18 protein-coding genes are annotated in these 17,143 nt (G+C 70.1%); 6 read left to right on the forward strand and 12 right to left on the reverse strand.

Annotated elements, in window-relative coordinates:
- The first annotated feature begins 29 nt into the window (after nucleotides 1–29).
- Nucleotides 30–233 (forward strand): hypothetical protein, encoded by a 204-nt coding sequence (locus IM660_RS12290; RefSeq protein ID WP_193495867.1) that lies wholly within the window; start codon nucleotides 30–32, stop codon nucleotides 231–233.
- Here IM660_RS12290 and IM660_RS12295 read toward each other — a convergent pair.
- On the reverse strand, nucleotides 197–1,171 hold the full coding sequence (locus tag IM660_RS12295) for a LacI family DNA-binding transcriptional regulator (protein ID WP_193495869.1): 975 nt from the start codon (nucleotides 1,169–1,171) through the stop codon (nucleotides 197–199). The two genes, IM660_RS12290 and IM660_RS12295, sit on opposite strands and share 37 nt — an antisense overlap.
- A 128-nt stretch (nucleotides 1,172–1,299) precedes the next feature.
- Between IM660_RS12295 and eda the strand changes: the two genes are divergently transcribed.
- Entirely contained in the window at nucleotides 1,300–1,938 is a 639-nt protein-coding gene (eda, locus tag IM660_RS12300; RefSeq protein ID WP_193495871.1) for a bifunctional 4-hydroxy-2-oxoglutarate aldolase/2-dehydro-3-deoxy-phosphogluconate aldolase, read from the forward strand.
- Between the two features lie 33 nt (nucleotides 1,939–1,971).
- Nucleotides 1,972–3,072, forward strand: a complete 1,101-nt coding sequence (locus IM660_RS12305) for a sugar kinase (protein ID WP_193495873.1) — start codon at nucleotides 1,972–1,974, stop codon at nucleotides 3,070–3,072.
- 218 nt (nucleotides 3,073–3,290) lie between these two features.
- Here the strand turns inward: IM660_RS12305 and IM660_RS12310 are convergent, their stop codons facing one another.
- From IM660_RS12310 to coaD, 6 genes are read right to left on the reverse strand one after another with little or no spacing between them, the layout of a single operon-like run.
- Nucleotides 3,291–3,854: a hypothetical protein gene (locus tag IM660_RS12310; RefSeq protein WP_193495875.1), complete on the reverse strand. Its 564-nt coding sequence runs from the start codon at nucleotides 3,852–3,854 to the stop codon at nucleotides 3,291–3,293.
- A 47-nt stretch (nucleotides 3,855–3,901) separates the two neighbouring features.
- Nucleotides 3,902–4,828: a bifunctional DNA-formamidopyrimidine glycosylase/DNA-(apurinic or apyrimidinic site) lyase gene (gene mutM, locus IM660_RS12315; RefSeq protein ID WP_193495877.1), complete on the reverse strand. Its 927-nt coding sequence runs from the start codon at nucleotides 4,826–4,828 to the stop codon at nucleotides 3,902–3,904.
- Nucleotides 4,828–5,544, reverse strand: coding sequence for a ribonuclease III (gene rnc, locus IM660_RS12320; RefSeq protein WP_193495878.1), 717 nt, complete (start codon nucleotides 5,542–5,544; stop codon nucleotides 4,828–4,830). The genes mutM and rnc overlap by 1 nt, the downstream gene beginning before the upstream one ends.
- Complete coding sequence (locus tag IM660_RS12325; protein WP_193495880.1) at nucleotides 5,541–6,113, reverse strand: YceD family protein; 573 nt, start codon at nucleotides 6,111–6,113, stop codon at nucleotides 5,541–5,543. The genes rnc and IM660_RS12325 overlap by 4 nt, the downstream gene beginning before the upstream one ends.
- A complete protein-coding gene (locus IM660_RS12330) occupies nucleotides 6,110–6,643 on the reverse strand; it encodes an ATP synthase subunit B family protein (RefSeq protein ID WP_193495882.1) in 534 nt (177 codons plus the stop codon). The genes IM660_RS12325 and IM660_RS12330 overlap by 4 nt, the downstream gene beginning before the upstream one ends.
- Entirely contained in the window at nucleotides 6,640–7,137 is a 498-nt protein-coding gene (coaD, locus tag IM660_RS12335) for a pantetheine-phosphate adenylyltransferase (protein WP_246464931.1), read from the reverse strand. The genes IM660_RS12330 and coaD overlap by 4 nt, the downstream gene beginning before the upstream one ends.
- 111 nt (nucleotides 7,138–7,248) lie before the next feature.
- Between coaD and IM660_RS12340 the strand changes: the two genes are divergently transcribed.
- Complete coding sequence (locus IM660_RS12340) at nucleotides 7,249–8,802, forward strand: UxaA family hydrolase (RefSeq protein WP_193495886.1); 1,554 nt, start codon at nucleotides 7,249–7,251, stop codon at nucleotides 8,800–8,802.
- A gap of 91 nt (nucleotides 8,803–8,893) precedes the next feature.
- Here IM660_RS12340 and IM660_RS12345 read toward each other — a convergent pair whose 3' ends face one another.
- Nucleotides 8,894–9,619: a ThuA domain-containing protein gene (locus IM660_RS12345; protein WP_193495887.1), complete on the reverse strand. Its 726-nt coding sequence runs from the start codon at nucleotides 9,617–9,619 to the stop codon at nucleotides 8,894–8,896.
- A 125-nt stretch (nucleotides 9,620–9,744) separates the two neighbouring features.
- Here IM660_RS12345 and IM660_RS12350 point away from each other — a divergent pair, with 125 nt between their 5' ends.
- Entirely contained in the window at nucleotides 9,745–10,599 is an 855-nt protein-coding gene (locus tag IM660_RS12350; RefSeq protein WP_193495889.1) for a DUF6807 domain-containing protein, read from the forward strand.
- Complete coding sequence (locus IM660_RS12355; protein WP_193495891.1) at nucleotides 10,596–11,720, forward strand: Gfo/Idh/MocA family protein; 1,125 nt, start codon at nucleotides 10,596–10,598, stop codon at nucleotides 11,718–11,720. The genes IM660_RS12350 and IM660_RS12355 overlap by 4 nt, the downstream gene beginning before the upstream one ends.
- Nucleotides 11,721–11,970: 250 nt before the next feature.
- Here IM660_RS12355 and rsmD read toward each other — a convergent pair whose 3' ends face one another.
- From rsmD to IM660_RS12375, 4 genes are read right to left on the reverse strand one after another with little or no spacing between them, the layout of a single operon-like run.
- A complete protein-coding gene (gene rsmD / locus IM660_RS12360; protein ID WP_193495893.1) occupies nucleotides 11,971–12,522 on the reverse strand; it encodes a 16S rRNA (guanine(966)-N(2))-methyltransferase RsmD in 552 nt (183 codons plus the stop codon).
- On the reverse strand, nucleotides 12,519–14,159 hold the full coding sequence (locus tag IM660_RS12365; protein ID WP_193495895.1) for a DUF6297 family protein: 1,641 nt from the start codon (nucleotides 14,157–14,159) through the stop codon (nucleotides 12,519–12,521). Before IM660_RS12365 ends, rsmD begins: the two co-directional genes overlap by 4 nt.
- Entirely contained in the window at nucleotides 14,156–14,866 is a 711-nt protein-coding gene (locus IM660_RS12370; protein WP_193495897.1) for an ABC transporter ATP-binding protein, read from the reverse strand. The genes IM660_RS12365 and IM660_RS12370 overlap by 4 nt, the downstream gene beginning before the upstream one ends.
- Nucleotides 14,859–17,096, reverse strand: a complete 2,238-nt coding sequence (locus IM660_RS12375; RefSeq protein WP_193495899.1) for an ATP-dependent DNA helicase RecG — start codon at nucleotides 17,094–17,096, stop codon at nucleotides 14,859–14,861. Before IM660_RS12375 ends, IM660_RS12370 begins: the two co-directional genes overlap by 8 nt.
- Nucleotides 17,097–17,143: the final 47 nt, after the last annotated feature.

A 17,143-nucleotide genomic window follows, 5' to 3' on the forward strand; every position in this document is an offset into this window, starting at 1 on the left:
CTCGTACGCTGGCGTCGGGAGGCGAGTACATGGTGAGTCGAAGCCTGTGGTCCGGCGTCCTGGTGACGGCGGCAGCCTTACTCGGATACATGATCGGCAACCAAGGGAATCCCCCCTGGCATGCCGTCATCGCCGCGCCGCTGGTCGGGCTTCTCGCCGGGGTCGTGGAGTATGTCCGCCAGCGGCGGTCACGCGGTCAGCGGGACGGCTCCGCCGTCGACCGTCGCACCTGAAGGTCCACCGGCAGCACCCGCGTCTGCGGGGCCGAGGCGAGTAGCAGATCCACCGCCGCTGCTCCCATCTCCAGCGCCGGCACCGCAACGGTGGTCAGTGGCGGCGCAAGCAGGCGCGCCACCGGGACGTCGTCGAATCCGACCACGCTCATACGTTCCGGAACGGGCACGCCCCGGTCGGCGAGGCGACCCAGGATGCCCAGGGCGAGCTGATCGTTGAAGGCGAGCACCGCCGTCACCCCGGCAGCCAGGGCCTGATCGGCGGCGTCGATGCCGCCCGCCGAACCCGGACGGAATGCCCCCAGGTCCACCACGGTGTCCGCACCGACAATGCCGGTGACTTCGGCTGCCCGCAGCCCTTCCCTCCGGCGCGCATCGGACCACGACGTGGACGGCCCACCGGCGTAGCCGATCTTGGTGTGCCCGAGCGCAGCCAGATGCCGCAGTGCTTGGGTGATGCCGCCGGCGTTGTCTCCCACCACGGCCGGCACGCCGTCGAGCACCCGGTTGACCAGCACCACCCGCGTGCGGCCGGCCACCTCGGCCAGTGCGTCGTCACTCGTGCGGGACGAGGCAAGCACGGCACCGTCACAGACCATCGCGAGTTGCCCGAGCACCTCTAGCTCGCGCTCCGGATCTTCGTCGGTGTCGGCGATCATCGCATTCAGCCCGGCGTCCCGGACGCGCCGCTGCATCCCGGTGGCGACGGAGGCGTAGAAGGCGTTCTGCAGGTCCGGGACCACCAGGCCGATCGCCTGACCTCGTCCGGTGACCAGCTGGCGGGCGGCCCGGTTCGGCTGGTAGTCCAGCTCCTGCGCCAGCCTCTGCACCCGCTCACGTGTCACGGCTGCGACGACCGACGAACCCGCGAGCGCGCGCGAGACGGTGGCCATGGAGACGCCGGCCGCGTCGGCGACGTCACGGAGCGTTGTGACCATGCATCGCCTCCTACAAACGCTTGCAGAACATTGTCCCTCGAATGTTGCACATGCTAGCGTGTCCGCCACACGATTGTTTGCAAACGTTTGTGGCCCAGCACCGCACACTCGGTCACACAAGGAGAGACATGACAGTGCAGTCCCCCGAGATGCTGGAGCGCATCGGCGCCGCCCGCCTCGTTCCCGTCGTCGTGCTCGACGACGCTGCCTCCGCCGCCCCGCTCGCCGAGGCGCTCGTGGCCGGCGGCCTCCCCGTGGCCGAGGTGACGTTCCGCACCGCCGCCGCGGTGGAGTCGATCAAGGCGATGAGCGCCCGGGGCGACATGCTGGTCGGGGCCGGGACGGTCCTGACCACAGACCAGGTCGATGCGGCCGTGGACGCTGGCGCCTCCTATGTGGTCTCGCCCGGGTTCTCGCAGGCTGTCGTGCGCCGGTGTATCGAACGCGGGGTTCTCCCCCTCCCGGGCGCAGTGACCGCCACTGAGGTGCAGGCAGCGCTCGCCGAGGGCCTGGAGGTCGTGAAGTTCTTCCCAGCCGAGACCTCCGGCGGCGCCAAGGCAATCAAGGCCCTGGCCGCCCCCTTCGGTGGGCTACGTTTCGTTCCCACCGGTGGCATCGGACCCAAGAACCTGGCCGAGTACACCGCGGTCAGTGCCGTGCTCGCCGTCGGCGGCTCCTGGATGGTGCCGCGGGACGAGATCGCCGCCGGCAACTTCGATCGCGTGAGTGAGCTGACCCGCGAGGCCGTCGCGCTCGCCGCTGCCTGACCCGACCTGACGACCAATTCGACGAGGGATTTCATGAGTCTGTCCATCCGTCCCGCCTCCGAGTGCCGCTACGACATCGCCTCCCTGGGCGAGATCATGCTCCGCATGGACCCGGGCGAGGGTCGCATCCGCACCACCCGCCAGTTCCGCGTCTGGGAAGGCGGGGGTGAGTACAACGTCGCCCGCGGTCTTCGCCGCGCGTTCGGGCTGCGCGCCGTGGCCGTGACCGCGCTCGCGGACAACGAGGTCGGCCGGCTGGTCGAGGACTGCATGCTCACCGGTGGCGTCGACACCTCGTTCATCAGCTGGGTGCCCTACGACGGCATCGGGCGAGAGGTGCGCAACGGCCTGAACTTCACCGAGCGGGGCTTCGGAGTGCGCGGCGCCGTCGGCGTCTCCGACCGGGGCAACACCGCCATCAGCCAGATCAAGCCGGGCCAGGTGGACTGGGACCACCTGTTCGGCGAGCTGGGCGTGCGGTGGCTGCACACCGGCGGCATCTTCGCCGCCCTCTCGGAGTCCACGGCGGAGGTCGTCATCGAGGCCGTCACGGCAGCCAAGAAGCACGGCACCGTGGTCTCCTACGACCTCAACTACCGACCGAGCCTGTGGAAGACCATCGGTGGCCAGGCCAAGGCCCAGGAGGTCAACAAGGCGATCGCTCCGCTGATCGACGTGATGATCGGCAACGAGGAGGACTTCACGGCCTCCCTCGGGTTCGAGGTCCAGGGCACCGGGGACAACCTCGACAACCTGGAGATCGACAGCTTCAAGGCGATGATCACCGAGGCCGGGCGGACGTATGAGAACTTCCAGGTGATCGGCACCACGCTGCGCACCGTGCACACGGCCTCGGACAACGACTGGGGCGCGATCGCCTGGTCGCGGGACGAAGGCTTCGCCGAGGCCACCCATCGTGAGCACCTGGAGATCCTCGACCGTGTCGGCGGCGGCGACTCCTTCGCCTCAGGCCTCATCTACGGCCTCCTCGAGGGCGAACCCATCCAGACGGCGGTCGAGTACGGGGCAGCGCACGGCGCCCTGGCCATGACCACCCCGGGCGACACGACCATGGTCACCAAGGCCGAGGTGCTCAAGCTCGCCGGGGGCGGAAGCGCCCGCGTGGATCGTTGATCATCACCTGACCTGGGCCGGCCGGTAGCACTGCGCTGTCGGCCGGCCCGGATTCACCTCTCGTCGGCGGCGTGGCCGCGGGTCCGGCAGTCTGGGTGTCGGACCCGCGACCAGGTCGCCGACTGAGTCGCCGGGCCGCAGCGTAGGGACCGGACACCCGCAGGGCTGTCATGTACGCGGCTTACCTGGCGGCGGGCTGCCTCACGTCAGCGAGCCTTCTACACGCTCAACGCCACCGCGAGGGCGACGACGACGAACACCACCAGTACGGCGCTACCGCAGCCGATGGCAGCGATCGCGCCGTAGCCGAGACGCGAGACCCGCGCGCCCGAAGCCCGCACGGCTGAGAGGAACTCGCCGCCGCCCCGTGCATTGAAGGCGTACGCAGCAGCGGCCTGGTTCACACCGCGGGCGACATCCCAGGCAGCACCGGAGCCGCGGCGGTAGCGGCGGTAGCGATACGGGCGATGACCATGATGGGCGACCCCGCCGACGATGCCCATGCTCGTGAAGCCGAGGGCGCGGCTCACCGCACCCGGGTCGGCGAGGATCGGGTAGCTTCGACCGCCGACGACCAGCGTGATGCGCTGTGCGGCGGACTTCACCGTGACCTCCCGTGCCGGCACGCTGAAATGTTGCGTCCAGCCGGCCGCCGCCGATCCGATCCACAGGGTGACGATGCCTGCGCTCACGACCGCCTGCGCGGGGTACCAGGCCCCCGTCGTGGTGTCGCCCCATGCCCCGGAGAACACGGCGTGCGGGTGCTGAATCGGCATGGCCATCACATGAGCCTATTATCTCGCGGACGCGTGTGAGCGCGAGAGCACCATCATGTCTGAGGTCGGCCCGCCCGCTGACACCTCGGGCAGAAGAACGAGGACCGGTTCGCGAATGCCTCGCGCACGATCGAGGTGCCGCATCGCGGGCACGGCTCCCCCTCCTGGCCGTAGACCGCGAGCGACCGGTCAAAGTAGCCCGAGGCACCGTTGACATTGACGTACAGCGCATCGAAGCTCGTTCCCCCGGCCACGAGCGCCTGCCGCATCACCGCCTCGGCGGCGTCCAGCACCGCCGCCACCAGGCCTGGCCGCATCCGGTCCGCGGGCCGTGCGTAGTGCACGCCCGCCCGCCACAGCGCCTCGTCGGCGTAGATGTTGCCGATGCCGGCGGTCACGGTCTGGTCCAGCAAAACCGTCTTGATCCCCCGCCGGCCACGCCGCACCCGCCGGTTCAGTGCTGCGCGGGCGGCCGGCTCGGCCAGCACGGGATCGAGCAGGTCACGCCCGATATGGGCCACCGGTGCGGGAAGCAGCGCAGCGACAGGTGCGCCGCCTGCGTCACCGCCAGGGCCGCCGTCGGGAGTGGGCAGCAGATCGGCCACGGTGAGGTAGCCGAAGGTGCGCTGGTCCACGAACCACAGATCGGGTCCGCCGGCCAGCTCGAGATGTACGCGCAGATGCGGGTTGCTCCGGGCGTCCTCGGAGATCAGCAGCTGACCGCTCATGCCCAGGTGCACCAGCAACGCGTGGTCCTCGGGCTCTCCATCGGGCCCGGCGAGGGTGAGCCAGCAGAACTTTCCGCGCCGCACGGCGGCGGTGAAGGTCCGCCCGGTCAGCAGGGCTTCGAGCTCCGCAGCTCCCCCGGCCTGACGGCGCACGGCACGGTCACGTAGTACCCGCACCCCGGTCACGGGGCGCCCGAGCACATGGTCGGCGAGGCCCGCGCGAACGGTCTCGACCTCGGGGAGCTCGGGCACTACGCCTCGTGAGGGACGTCGTCGGACGCTGTGCCCTCTTCGAGGGCCCGGTAGGCCTGCTCGGCCGCACGCTGCTCGGCGATCTTCTTCGCCGACCCCTCACCGACACCCCACGACTGGTCGCCGAGCATGAGCGTGGAGGTGAAGTGCCGCTGATGGTCCGGGCCGGTCGCCTCGATGCGGTACTCCGGGGCGCCCAGGCCGCGCTCGGCCGCGAGCTCCTGCACGCTGGTCTTCCAGTCCAGGCCTGCACCAAGACCGGCGGCGTCGGTGAGCCGTCCCCCCACGATCCGCTCCACGAACGCGCGTGTCGGTTCGAGCCCGTGGCACAGGTACACCGCCCCGATCACGGCTTCGAGCGTGTCACACAGGATGGAGTCCTTGTCGTGCCCGCCCGTGGTCTGCTCACCCCGGCCGAGCAGCAGGTACTCCCCCAGCCCCATCTCGCGGGCCACCACCGACAGCGCGCGCTGGGAGACGGTGGCCGCGCGCATCTTCGCCAGGTCCCCCTCAGCGCGGTCGGGGTGGGTGCGGTACAGGTGCTCGGTGACGATCACCCCGAGCACCGAGTCGCCGAGGAACTCCAGCCGCTCGTTGGTCGGGATACCGCCGGCTTCATGCGCGAAGGACCGGTGCGTGAGGGCCAGGACGAGCAGCTCGGGATCGACCTCGATGCCCAGCGCCTCGACCAGTTCGTCGACGGCGCGTGCGGTCACTGCTGAGGCTCCTCGTCCGGGGCGTCATCCGGGCCATCCTCGGCACCTGCGAGCGCCGTCAGGGCCGACCAGCGCGGGTCCAGGTTCTCGTGTGCGTGCCCTTCCTCCGCCTCGTCGAGGCGGATCCCGCAGTCCGGGCACAGGCCCGGGCAGTCCGGCCGGCACAGCGGCCGGAAAGGCAGGGCCAGCACGACGGCGTCCGTCACCGTGGGTTCGAGGTCGAGCGTCTCCCCATCGAGTTCGGGCAACAGCTCCTCGTCCTCCCCCAGTTCGCTGGCGTCCTGCGTGCCGGGGTAGGCGAACATCTCGGTGATGTCGGCATCGAGATCGAGGGAGACATCGGTCAGGCATCGCACGCATTCGCCCTCGGCGACGGCCTGCGCGGCCCCGGTCACGAGCACACCATCCATCACGGCTTCCAGCCGCAGATCGAGCGCCACCTCGCTGCCGGCCCGGACGGCGATCACCTCGTTGCCCATCGGCTCGGCCACGGGCACGTCGAGGGTGAGGGTCCGCATCGATCCGGGCCGTCGGCCCAGGTCATGGGTGGAGATCTGGAAGGGCGTCATGAGTCGTTCGCTTCCTTGTCGTTCCCGCCGTTGGTCTCATCGGCCGGGCCGCGGCGGCCACGGGTGCGCTCCATCAACCGGGCTCGCCCGGCCGCCACCTGGGAGGAGATCGAGTTGAGGTCGATCTCGAACTGGGCGAGCTGACGGTCGCAGTAGTCGTCGGCCTCGCGGGAGAGCTTCTCGGCCTCGGCCTTGGCTGTGGCGACGATGGTCGCGGCGCGTTCGTTCGCTGCTGCCACCACGGCCTCCCTGGAGACGAGCTCGTCGGCCCGCTCCTTGGCCTTCTCCACGATCGCGCCCGCCTCGCGCCGCGCGCGCTGCAGCACCGCGTCGGCGTCGGCTACCACGGAGTCCGCGCGGGTGATCTGGTCCGGTAGCACGCCGGTCGCGGAGTCGATCAACTCGAGCACCTCAGCGCGGTTGACGAGTACGGAGGCCGACATCGGCATCGAGCGTGCGGAGGAGACGAGGTCGGCGAGCTCGTCGAGGATCGCGACCAACGACTCGCCCTGCTCTGCTGCTTTGCTCATGAGTGTCCATCTTTCGGGTGCAGGGCGGTCCGGACGGCATCGTCGACGGCGGGCGGAACGAGGTCGCTGATGCTGCCCCCGTACCGGGCGACGTCTTTGACCATGGTGGAGGAGACGTGGGCGAGTTCGGGTGCACCGGTCACGAAGACCGTCTCCACGCCGCTCAGGTGCCGGTTCATCAAGGCCATCGGTTGCTCGGCGTCGTAGTCAGCGCCGCCCCGCAGGCCCTTGACGATGGCGCTGGCCCCGAGTTCGTCGCACAAGTCGGCGAGCAGTCCGGGCATGCGGACCACCCGCACACCATCCTGGTCGGCGACCGCGTCGGTGAACAGCCGCAGGCGGGTGTCGGCATCCAGCAGTGGTGCCTTGCCGGAGTTGATCCCCACGGCCACCACCACCTCGTCGAACAGGGTACGCGCGCGGCGCACGATGTCCAGGTGCCCAAGGGTGACCGGATCGAAGGATCCGGGGCACACGGCGATACGAGAGGTCACGGCCGCCAACTTACCTTCCCGGGGCGTGAGCATCGTGACGACACCGCCCGAGAGACCGGTTTCTCGGGTAGACTTGGTCGCCACGACCCACTAGCGAGCGAAGGTCTCTGCGTGTCTGCCGATCCTGCCCCGTCCGAGCCTCCGGTCCTGCGTCTGCGGGAGGAGGACCATGTGGTTGTCGCCACGGCCGATCTGCCTGTCGATGCCGAGATTCGGCTGCCCGGGGTGCAGGCGTTTCGCACGACGGCACCCATCCCCCGGGGCCACAAGCTCGCCATCCGTCCGGTCACCCAGGGTGGCCAGGTGCTCAAGTACGGGCAGTCGATCGGGCGCGCGACGGCGGCGATCACGGCCGGGGATCATGTGCACTCGCACAACCTCGGAATGGATCTCGACGAGCGAGAGCACGAGTTCGGGACCGCGCGGGTGCAACCCTCCTTCCCTGAGGGGCGTGACCTGCCGCGCACCTTCCTCGGCTACCACCGCCCCGACGGCCGCGTCGGCACCCGCAACTACATCGGCGTCATCACGTCGGTGAACTGCTCGGCGAGCTCAGCGAACATGATTGCTGACCAGTTCCGCCACACGGGGCTGGAGGAGTTCGAGAACGTCGACGGCGTCATGGCGATCACCCATCAGAGTGGGTGCGGGCTGGTACCGGACTCCGAGGGTGGGCAGATGCTGCTGCGCACCCTGCGCGGGTACGCCAACCACCCGAACTTCGGCGGACTGCTGGTGCTGGGGCTCGGCTGCGAGATGATCGCCGTGAACCAGCTCGTGGACGGCCTGGGCCTGCCCGAGGGCGCCTACGTGGAGACGATGACCATCCAGGACATCGGAGGCATCCGGGCCACCGTGCGGGCCGGGGTGGAGAAGATCCAGGAGATGATGCCGCGGGTGAACGAGGCCCAGCGGGAGCCTGCGGACGTGGCTCACCTGACCCTGGGCCTGAACTGCGGCGGCAGCGACGGGTACTCGGGCATCACGGCCAATCCTGCCCTGGGGTATGCCTCGGATCTGCTGGTCGCGGCTGGTGGTACCTCCACGCTGGCCGAGACGCCGGAGGTGTACGGGGCCGAGCACCTGCTCACCCGCCGGGCGGTCTCACCCGAGGTGGGTCAGCGGCTGCTGGACCGGATCGAGTGGTGGAAGGACTACACCGCTGCCGGCGAGGGCACCCTGGACAACAACCCGTCCCCGGGAAACAAGACCGGTGGCCTGACCACGATCCTCGAGAAGTCGCTCGGCGCCGTCGCCAAGGGCGGTACGGCCGAACTGACCGGCGTGTACGAGTACGCCGAGGCGATCACCGCGAAGGGATTCACCTTCATGGACACCCCCGGCTACGACCCGGTCTCGGTGACCGGCCTGGTCGCCGGTGGCGCCACGGTGGTGTGCTTCACCACCGGGCGGGGGTCGGTGCTCGGGTGCAAGCCGGCGCCCTCGATCAAACTGGCCACGAACACCCCAATGTACGAACGCATGCACGAGGACATGGATCTCAACTGCGGGCGGATCGTCGACGGCACCGCCAGCCTCACCGAGGTGGGCGAGGAGATCTACCGGATGATCGTCGAGGTCGCCTCCGGCCGCGAGACCGTCAGCGAAGAGCTCGACCTCGGTCAGGACGAGTTCATTCCGTGGCACGTGGGTGCGGTGACCTGAGCCTCGGACCACGCGTTGCCGCGATCTGTCGCCTCCACCGTCAGGGATCCGACGATTCGGGGCAACGCACGTCAGTGCGGCAGCGCGCGCGTCAGCTGAGCAACCAGGCCAGCTCCCGGTCGAGCAGCAGGGTGCGCACCCGGGCACGGACGGCCTCGACGTGGTGCCCCAGCGCGTCGTAGACCGCCTTGCCGCGTACGCCCGGGACCTCCTCCACCGCCCAGAGGAGTGCATGGGTGCGGCCGTCCTCGTCGTGCTCAAGCAGCACGGTGGCCTCCGGTGAGACCTCCAGGTCGGTGTAGCGCTCGTCGTCGATCTCGACCTCACCGGTCAGTCCGGCGGTGATCGGATGCAGCACATCGCTCACGCGCACCTGCGCAACCCCGCGCGGCGGGTGCCAGGAGGCTCGCCCGGCCGTGCCCGCCTCGACCTCATGCTTGGGCACCCACCGGCCACCCAGCGCCCGGGCCCACTGATCGTTCTCGTAGAACGTGTTCGACCCGGTGTGGGTGGCGAGCACCGGCACACCTGCGGCCACGGCGGCGAGCACCGCATCGCGCAGGTCCCGTGCGCGCACATCGTCGGCCTCCTCGGAGACCTCCACCGGGGTGCTGCCGCCGCCGGCGTTGACGACGATCAGGTCGGGCTGGCCCAGATCGGCGGACTCGGCCTCGCCGGTCCGCAGCACCCGGGCGTCGAAGCCACGGTCGCCCAGCAGTTCGGCCAGCGCGGCCGACGTGCCCTCGAAGTCGTGCCACGGGTCGGCGTAGCGTCCGGCTCCGCTGATCACGACGGCGGTGCGATGGTCTGCAGACACGTGCTCTCCTTTGACGATGGTCCGGTCACGCGATGGTAAGCGGTTGCCGATAGGGTGTCATGCGAGTTGCCTTCGCCGCGAGGCGAGGCGTGGCTATCCAGTACCCGCAGAACAAGGAGCACAGCGTGAGCGCCCCTGACGGCGAGCCCGTGCTGCGTATCGGAGCGCGCGACGTCGCCCGGTACTCAGACGGCCAGGACATGGCTGGCACCCTCTCCCCTCGCCCGTACCTGCATCCGGTGACCACGCTCGACGGCGTCGGGCTCACCGAGATCCTCCCCGAGGATCACACCCATCACTACGGCGTCAGCAATGCCGTGGTCGAGGTGAACGGCACGATGTTCTGGGGCGGCAAGTCCTACGTGCACCCCACCGGGTACGAGATGCTCGACAACCACGGCCGGCAGGTGCCGCTGAGCACCGAGTCCGGCGACCACGGCATCTCCCAGCGGCTGCAATGGGTGGACGGTGCCGGTTCGCACGTGCTCACCGAGGACCGCGGGATTCTGGCCGATCTGCTGCCTGAGCAGGAGGTGTGGGCGCTGCGCTGGCACTCGCGCCTGCACGCCGACGGCGGTGCGAACCTGACGATCGGCTCCCCCGCCACCCGTGGCCGGGTCGGGGCCGGCTATGGCGGGCTGTTCTGGCGGCTCTCCGGTGAAGACGTCCCCACAGTGGCCACAGTGGCGGACAGCACGGATCCGCTCGGCAACCCCACCTCGCCGTGGTTGCTCTTGGTGCAGGACCGCAGCACCGGGCCGGTGAGCCTGCTGCTGGGGCAACCCCGCGAGGCGATCCTGCCCTGGTTCGTCCGGACCTCCGGCTACGTGGGTGCCGGACCCGCTGTTGCGTGGGACACCGAGCGTGTCATCCCCGCTGGTGGGCACCTAGATCTGCACCTGTGGGCCGTGCTCGCCGACCGGGCACTGAGCACCACCGAAGCCACCACCCTCTACGAACGACTGGAGCAGCTCGCGTGACCACCACCTTCGCCGTCGTCGGACTCCACGGATACGGCGCTCAGCACCTCGGCCAGATCAACGAGCTCGCTGAGGCCGGCCGAGCACGTCTGGTCGGGGTGGCCGACCCCCGTGGCGGAGAGGGCGCGCGGAACCTCCCCGAGGGCACAGCGGTCTACTCCGACCTCGATGCTCTACTCGCCGAGGTGACGCCGGATGTGGTCACGCTCGCCACCCCGATCCACACGCATCTGCCGCTCGCAGAACGGGCCATGCGCGCCGGTGCGCACGTGCTGCTGGAGAAGCCGACGACGGCCTCGCTGGCAGAGTTCGAGAGGCTCGTGCAGGTGAGTGACGAGACCGGCAAAGCCGTCCAGATCGGATTCCAGAGCTTCGGCTCGCACGCCTTCGAGCGGATCGCCGACATCGTCACCTCCGGCCAGATCGGCGAGGTGCGCGGCATCGGCGGCCTGGGCCTATGGCGACGGGCGCGCAGCTACTATGACCGCTCCCGGTGGGCCGGGCAGCGCCGTCTGGACGGTGTCGAGGTGGTCGACGGTGCGGTGACCAACCCGCTGGCGCACTCGATCGCGTCAGCCCTGCGGATCGATGGCTCGTCCCGGGCTGAGGACGTGGCCGAGGTAGTGGTCGACCTGTACCACGCCAACGATATCGAGGCCGACGACACCTCCGCCGTCCGGCTGCGGACCACGAAGGGCACCCCGATCGCCCTGGGTCTGACCCTGGCGGCAGAGGAACCCGACACCAAGCCCCGGATCCTCGTACACGGCACCGAGGGCACCATCGAGTTCCGCTACACCTCGGACGATCTCGTGGTGCGCACCGCCGAGGGCGAGACGACCGAGACGGTGGGCCGGACGGGCCTGTTCGTGAATCTCCTCGATCATCTGGAGGGTGGGACGCCGCTGCTGGCGGACGTGCGCGACACCGGTGCGTTCATGCGCGTGCTGGAAGCGGTCCGCACAGCTCCGGATCCCGCGCAGGTGCGGGATGACTGCTTCACCCAGGTCGGCGAGGGCCCGGACTCCTACCGGGTGATCCACGGCGTCGACGACTGGTGTCGACGGGTCGCCACCGAGCTAGCGACGTTCTCCGAGCTCGGCGCTCCCTGGACCCGCTGACCGGCGTCGAGTTCAGACCTAGCCCGTCACCACGCCACACGGGCCCAATAGCTCCGCGGGCCCGATAGTCAGGGTCGCCCCCGAGAAGGGGCCGAATAATCGACCCGCGAAGCGGGCCGACCCAGCGGCGACAGCTCCCCGGGCCCGAAACTCGGGGTGAAACCCGAGAAGGGGTCAATTATTCGGCCCGTGGACGGGCCGGCGTCACCCAGGGTCTGCTCCCCCAGCACGGCCAGCCCCGCGCCGCCCGTCAGGGCACCAGCGCGTAGTGCACCGCGGTCTCGCCGTAGGACTTGGTGCCGTCGTCGGTCCACCCATCCGGCCAGACCGGGGCCGGAGTCCGACCCGATCGTTCGAGCACGATCGTGGTGTCGGCGGCGAGCCACCCGGGTTGAGTGAGAGCGGTCAGCACCTCCTCGACGTCCGCAGCGTACGGGGGGTCGATGAGCACCAGGTCGTACCCCACAGCGGGTGCCGGCCCTGCGACATACCGCTCGACCGGGGCTGCCACCACGTCCACCCGGTCGGCAAGGCCGGTTCGCCGGGCGTTCGAGCGGCAGATTCCGGCTGCCACTCGTGCGGACTCCACCAATGTCACCCGCGCTGCACCCCTGCTCGCAGCCTCCAGTCCCAGTGCCCCCGACCCGGCATACAGATCGAGAACCCGGGTCCCGGCCAGCACGCCGAGATGCTCGAGCCGAGAGAAGATCGCTTCTCGCACGCGATCGCTGGTCGGTCGCGTGCCCTTCGGGGGAACCTCGAGGCGTTGGCCACCCGCAGTTCCGGCGATCAGGCGGGTCACCGGCCGCCCTTGCGTCGCGCCTTCTCCCGCTGCTGGCGCTCCTGCTCGGCCTGCGCCTGCTCCATCCAACTCGGTTTGGTCTCATCCTTGACCCGGGTCGCGACCACGAAGCCGAGTGCGGAGGTACTCAGCTGGAGCATCATCAGGATCGGCGCTGGGCCGATCGCGATCGCTGCGATGACGAGCGGGATCAGCGCCAGCACCACCAGGTCCGGGCCGCGGGCGAAGGCGAGCATCACGCCAGGGGCCACAGGCCCGGCCGGACCGTTCACAAGCGGCTTGTTCCAGTCCGGTGGCTTGCGGTACGCGGCGCGGATGACCCCGGCGGCGAACGTCGGTGCGCACAGCAGCCCGAAGATCAGCCACCCGACCAGGTGCCCGTGCGCGGCGCCCCACAGTCCGAAGATCGGCACGCACCACAGGATCATCACCGTCAGCGGAACGATCGCGCGCACCCTGCGCACATCGAAGGCCGAGATCGGGAAGTGGCGATCCAGCACCGGCGCCATCTCAGCCCGACGAGCACCTTCACCGGTGGCCATCGCCGCCAGGTACCCTCCGACCACCAGTGAGGCCAGGTTCAGCCAGATGGGCCAGCCGGCGAGCACCGGCAGCAGCCCGAGGCTGGCCGCCACGAACACCTGGATCACGTGCCTCGGAGAACGCCAGAACACGGTCGCATCGCCCGTCACGATCGCCGAGACCGGCCCGCGCACCCACGGGAAGCTGGCCGAGCGCCGTCGTGAATCAGGAGCGGTGACCACGCTCAGCGCCCGTCCCAGCTCACGGGTGTCCATCGAGGTGACGGCACCGCCGGCATAGGCACTGACGGCACCGCGAGCACGCAGTTCCCGGCCGGCGATCTTCTCCAGGTTGCGCTCGGCCCACCACACGAGCACCACGGCAAGCCCGGCGAGGACCGCCACCAGCACCGGCCAGGCGGTGAAGTTCTGCACCTGCGGCGCCGGCGGCCGGATAAGAGCCACGACGATGCCTACCACCGGCCCGGCGGCCATGAGCAGATCCCCCACGAGCACAGCGGGCCGGACCCGTCGCTCCTTCCGGTTGCCGCGCAGCACCTGCCCGGCGGTGGTGGCCATCGCCAGCAACGCTCCCCCGGCCGCGAACGCGCCTACACCCCACAGGATCTGGGTGCCGGTGCCGTCGGCGAGGAACATCGCGAGCGCCCCTCCGGCCGCACCCACGCTGCCACCCAGCACGGGAACGAGCACGAACCGTGGCCGCAGCAGGCCGCGCCGGTCTGCCGGGGCGGTCAGCCACCAGGTGGCGCGCCCACCACCCATGCCGATCGGGCCCAGCCGGGCGGCCAGGCCGATGATGCCACCGACCACGATGAGCGTCGCGACGATCGAGAGCCAGGTCGGGTCCAGGGTCGCCTGCTCGGGCCCGGTGGAGAGCGTGGCATTGAGCGCCTGCACGGCGCCGAGCGCCACAGCCAGGGCGATCACCATCGAGAACAGCACCGAGTAGACCTCGGCGATCGCCTCCATGAAGCTGCCACCGGTGTGCGCCTCGGTGGCGTCGCGAGTGAGGCGGCGCAACTGGCTGCCGGTGGGCCAGTCGTCGGGGTCGGCCTGCTCGGGATGGAGGCGCCCGGGGGTGATCGGCTCGCTCACAGCGCCTCGATCGCCTGCGCGCCGGCCTCGGCCGAGACCACCCGCACCTCGTCCTCGGCGAGTACGACGACCTTCGAGGCGACCTCACGCACCAACACCGGGTCGTGCGTGGCCATCACCACGCCACCGCCCTGGGATCGCTCGAGCTTCAGCCGTTCGGCGAGCCTGTCGCGCATACCGGAGTCCAGGCGCTGCTCCGGTTCATCGAGCACCAGCAGGGTGCGGGGCCGGACGAAGGCGGCCGCCAGCAGCAACCGTCGCCGCTGACCGGAGGAGAGGGCGGTCGGGGCGGCATTCTGGCGCGCGGTCAGCCCGAACTCCTCGATCGCCTCGTTGACGCGAGCGGTCACTTCACTCATGCCGTGCCCACGTGCGGTCAGCAGCAGATGCTCACGCACCGTGAGGGCCGGCAGGTAGGAATCTTCGTCCAGCACCACTGCCACCTGAGCGCGGAACTGCTGCGTGCGTTCGTCCACCGGCCGGCCGAGCACCTGGATCGAGCCACTCAGCAGGTCGAGCAAACCGGCGGCGGCGCGCAGGAAGGTCGACTTGCCGGTGCCGTTGGAGCCGACGATCGCCAGCCCTCCCCCGGCGGGCAGGTCCACGCTGATGGGCGGGCAGACGGCGCTGTCGATCGTGGAGCCGTACCCGACGCTGACCGAGGAGGCGCGGACCAGGGGTGGCGTCGAAGATTTGCGCTTAGGCACGGTCGAGATACTCCTCGTGGTCGGGGTCGACGAGACGGGTGACGGCGAGCAGCACCTCGGGGTGGCCCACCAGATTCGGGTCGTTGGCGATCAGGGTGCGGGCATCGTCGCGGGCCTGCTCGATGAGGTCCCGGTCGCGGAGCACGCGCAGCATGGTCAGGGAGTTCCCTCGGCCGGACTGGGCGGCACCGAGGACGTCGCCCTCGCGCCGCTGCTCCAGGTCCTTCTCCGCGAGGACGAACCCGTCGGTGGTCTCGACCAGGGCTTGCAGCCGCTGCCACGCAGGTGTGCCTGGCTGAGCCGCACTGACCAGCAGGCAGGTACCGGGGGTGGCACCGCGGCCTACCCGCCCTCGCAGCTGGTGCAGCTGGGAGATGCCGAACCGGTCGGCGTCGAGGATCACCATCACGGTGGCCTCCGGCACGTCCACCCCCACCTCGATCACGGTCGTGGTGACGAGCACCGGGGTACGGCCGGCGGCGAAGTCGGCCATCGCCCGGTCCTTCTCCTCGGCGGAGAGCCGGCCGTGCATCATCCCCAGCGAGACACCCGCCAGGCTGGGATCGCGGCTCAACGTCGCAAAGGTGTCCTCCACATTCGCCAGGTCACCGCCTGCCACCGCGTCTGTGGCCCGCAGCTCGGTCACCGGTGCCGGGGCGTCGTCGTCCTCCGGAGTCGAGGAGCTGATCCGGGGCGCCACCACGTACGCCCTCCCGCCGCGGGCGACGTCCTCGGCCACCTTCTCCCAGGTGCGGGTGAGCCAGCGTGGCTTGTCGGCGGGGACGGCGAAGGTCTCCACCCCGGGGCGCCCTTCCGGGATCTGGCGCAGGGTCGAGACATCCACGTCCCCGAAGAACGTCATCGCGACCGACCGTGGGATCGGGGTGGCGGTCAGGAACAGCTGGTGGGGCATCGTGCGTCCCTTGGAACGCAGCGCGTCCCGCTGCTCCACCCCGAAGCGGTGCTGCTCGTCCACGACCGTCAGCCCCAGGTCGGCGAACTGGACGTGCTGGGAGAGCAGCGCGTGCGTACCGATCACGATGCCTGCCGCGCCCGAGGCGGCGTCAGCGAGCGCCTGCCGCCGCGCGGTGGCACCCATCGACCCGGTCAGCAGCGCCACCCGGGTGCCGTTCGCGGCGCCGCCCAGCATGCCGGCCTCTCCCAGTGGGCCGAGCATCGCGGTGATCGATCGCTGGTGCTGCTGGGCGAGCACCTCGGTGGGGGCGAGCAGCGCGGCCTGCCCTCCGGCGTCGATCACCTGCAGCATCGCCCGCAGCGCGACGACCGTCTTGCCGGATCCCACCTCGCCCTGCAGCAGCCGCTGCATGGGTTCGGCACCGGCGAGATCGGTGCTGATCTCTTCGGCCACTGCCTGCTGACCGCTGGTCAGCTCGAACGGGAGTTGCGCATCGAGGGCGTCCACGAGGCCGTCCGCGCGAGCCGGCCGTGGGGTGGCGTCGTAGGCGGCGACATCGGCGCGACGGCGCGCGAGGGCCGTCTGCAGGATGAACGCCTCTTCGTAGCGGTAGCGGCGCTGTGCCTGTTTCCACTCCTCATCCACCGTGGGCCGGTGGATCATCCGCAGCGCGGCTCCGGCCGAGGGGAATCTCCGGTTCTCGACAATCTCGGCAGGCAGCCACTCGGCGGTGTCAGCCTCGTTCATCGGGTCCAGCACCATCCGGACCGCCTTGGCGATCTTCCAGCTGGGGAGTTTCGCGGTCGCCGGGTACACCGGGACCGGGCGATTCACATGCGCCTGCACGAGCGACTCGTCCGCGGAGTCATCCAACGGCTCGTACTCGGGGTGGGTGAGCTGAAGTTCTCCCCGGTAGAGGGAGACCTGTCCGGAGAACATCGCCGAGGCTCCGACCGGGAGCTGGCGTCGCAGGTGGGTGGCCATACCGGCGTTGCGGGCGAAGAACGTCAGCGGCAGGTGGGTGCTGCCGTCGGTGATCGTGACGGTCACGATATGCAGGCGACGGTTGCGGGCGGGGCGGCTGTCGATGTCAGCCACCTCAGCCATGACGGTGGCGTGCTCCCCGGGAATGAGGTCCGCAAGCCGGGTGTACTTGCCGCGATGCAGGTAGCGCCGCGGGTAGTGACGCAGCAGATCATCGATGGACCGCACGCCGAGGCTGGCCAGGGCCTTGGCCGTCTTCTCCCCCACGGCGCGCGCCAGCTGCCGCGTGAGTTGCTGCGCGGCCTCTGCGTCGTCTACGTCTGCCACCATGGCGATGGTATCCGCCGTCGGGGACATCCCGGAGCGAGTGCGCCCAG

Origin of the sequence: Ruania alkalisoli (assembly GCF_014960965.1) — a bacterium.
GTDB lineage: Bacteria > Actinomycetota > Actinomycetes > Actinomycetales > Beutenbergiaceae > Ruania > Ruania alkalisoli.

Excerpts from the sequence above, each read along its gene's own strand:
- IM660_RS12325 (WP_193495880.1), bottom strand. The coding sequence starts at position 6,113 with ATGACGCCCTTCCAGATCTCCACCCATGACCTGGGCCGACGGCCCGGA.
- eda (WP_193495871.1), top strand. The coding sequence starts at position 1,300 with ATGACAGTGCAGTCCCCCGAGATGCTGGAGCGCATCGGCGCCGCCCGC.
- IM660_RS12290 (WP_193495867.1), top strand. The coding sequence starts at position 30 with ATGGTGAGTCGAAGCCTGTGGTCCGGCGTCCTGGTGACGGCGGCAGCC.
- IM660_RS12310 (WP_193495875.1), bottom strand. The coding sequence starts at position 3,854 with ATGGCCATGCCGATTCAGCACCCGCACGCCGTGTTCTCCGGGGCATGG.
- IM660_RS12330 (WP_193495882.1), bottom strand. The coding sequence starts at position 6,643 with ATGAGCAAAGCAGCAGAGCAGGGCGAGTCGTTGGTCGCGATCCTCGAC.
- IM660_RS12375 (WP_193495899.1), bottom strand. The coding sequence starts at position 17,096 with ATGGTGGCAGACGTAGACGACGCAGAGGCCGCGCAGCAACTCACGCGG.
- IM660_RS12305 (WP_193495873.1), top strand. The coding sequence starts at position 1,972 with ATGAGTCTGTCCATCCGTCCCGCCTCCGAGTGCCGCTACGACATCGCC.
- IM660_RS12295 (WP_193495869.1), bottom strand. The coding sequence starts at position 1,171 with ATGGTCACAACGCTCCGTGACGTCGCCGACGCGGCCGGCGTCTCCATG.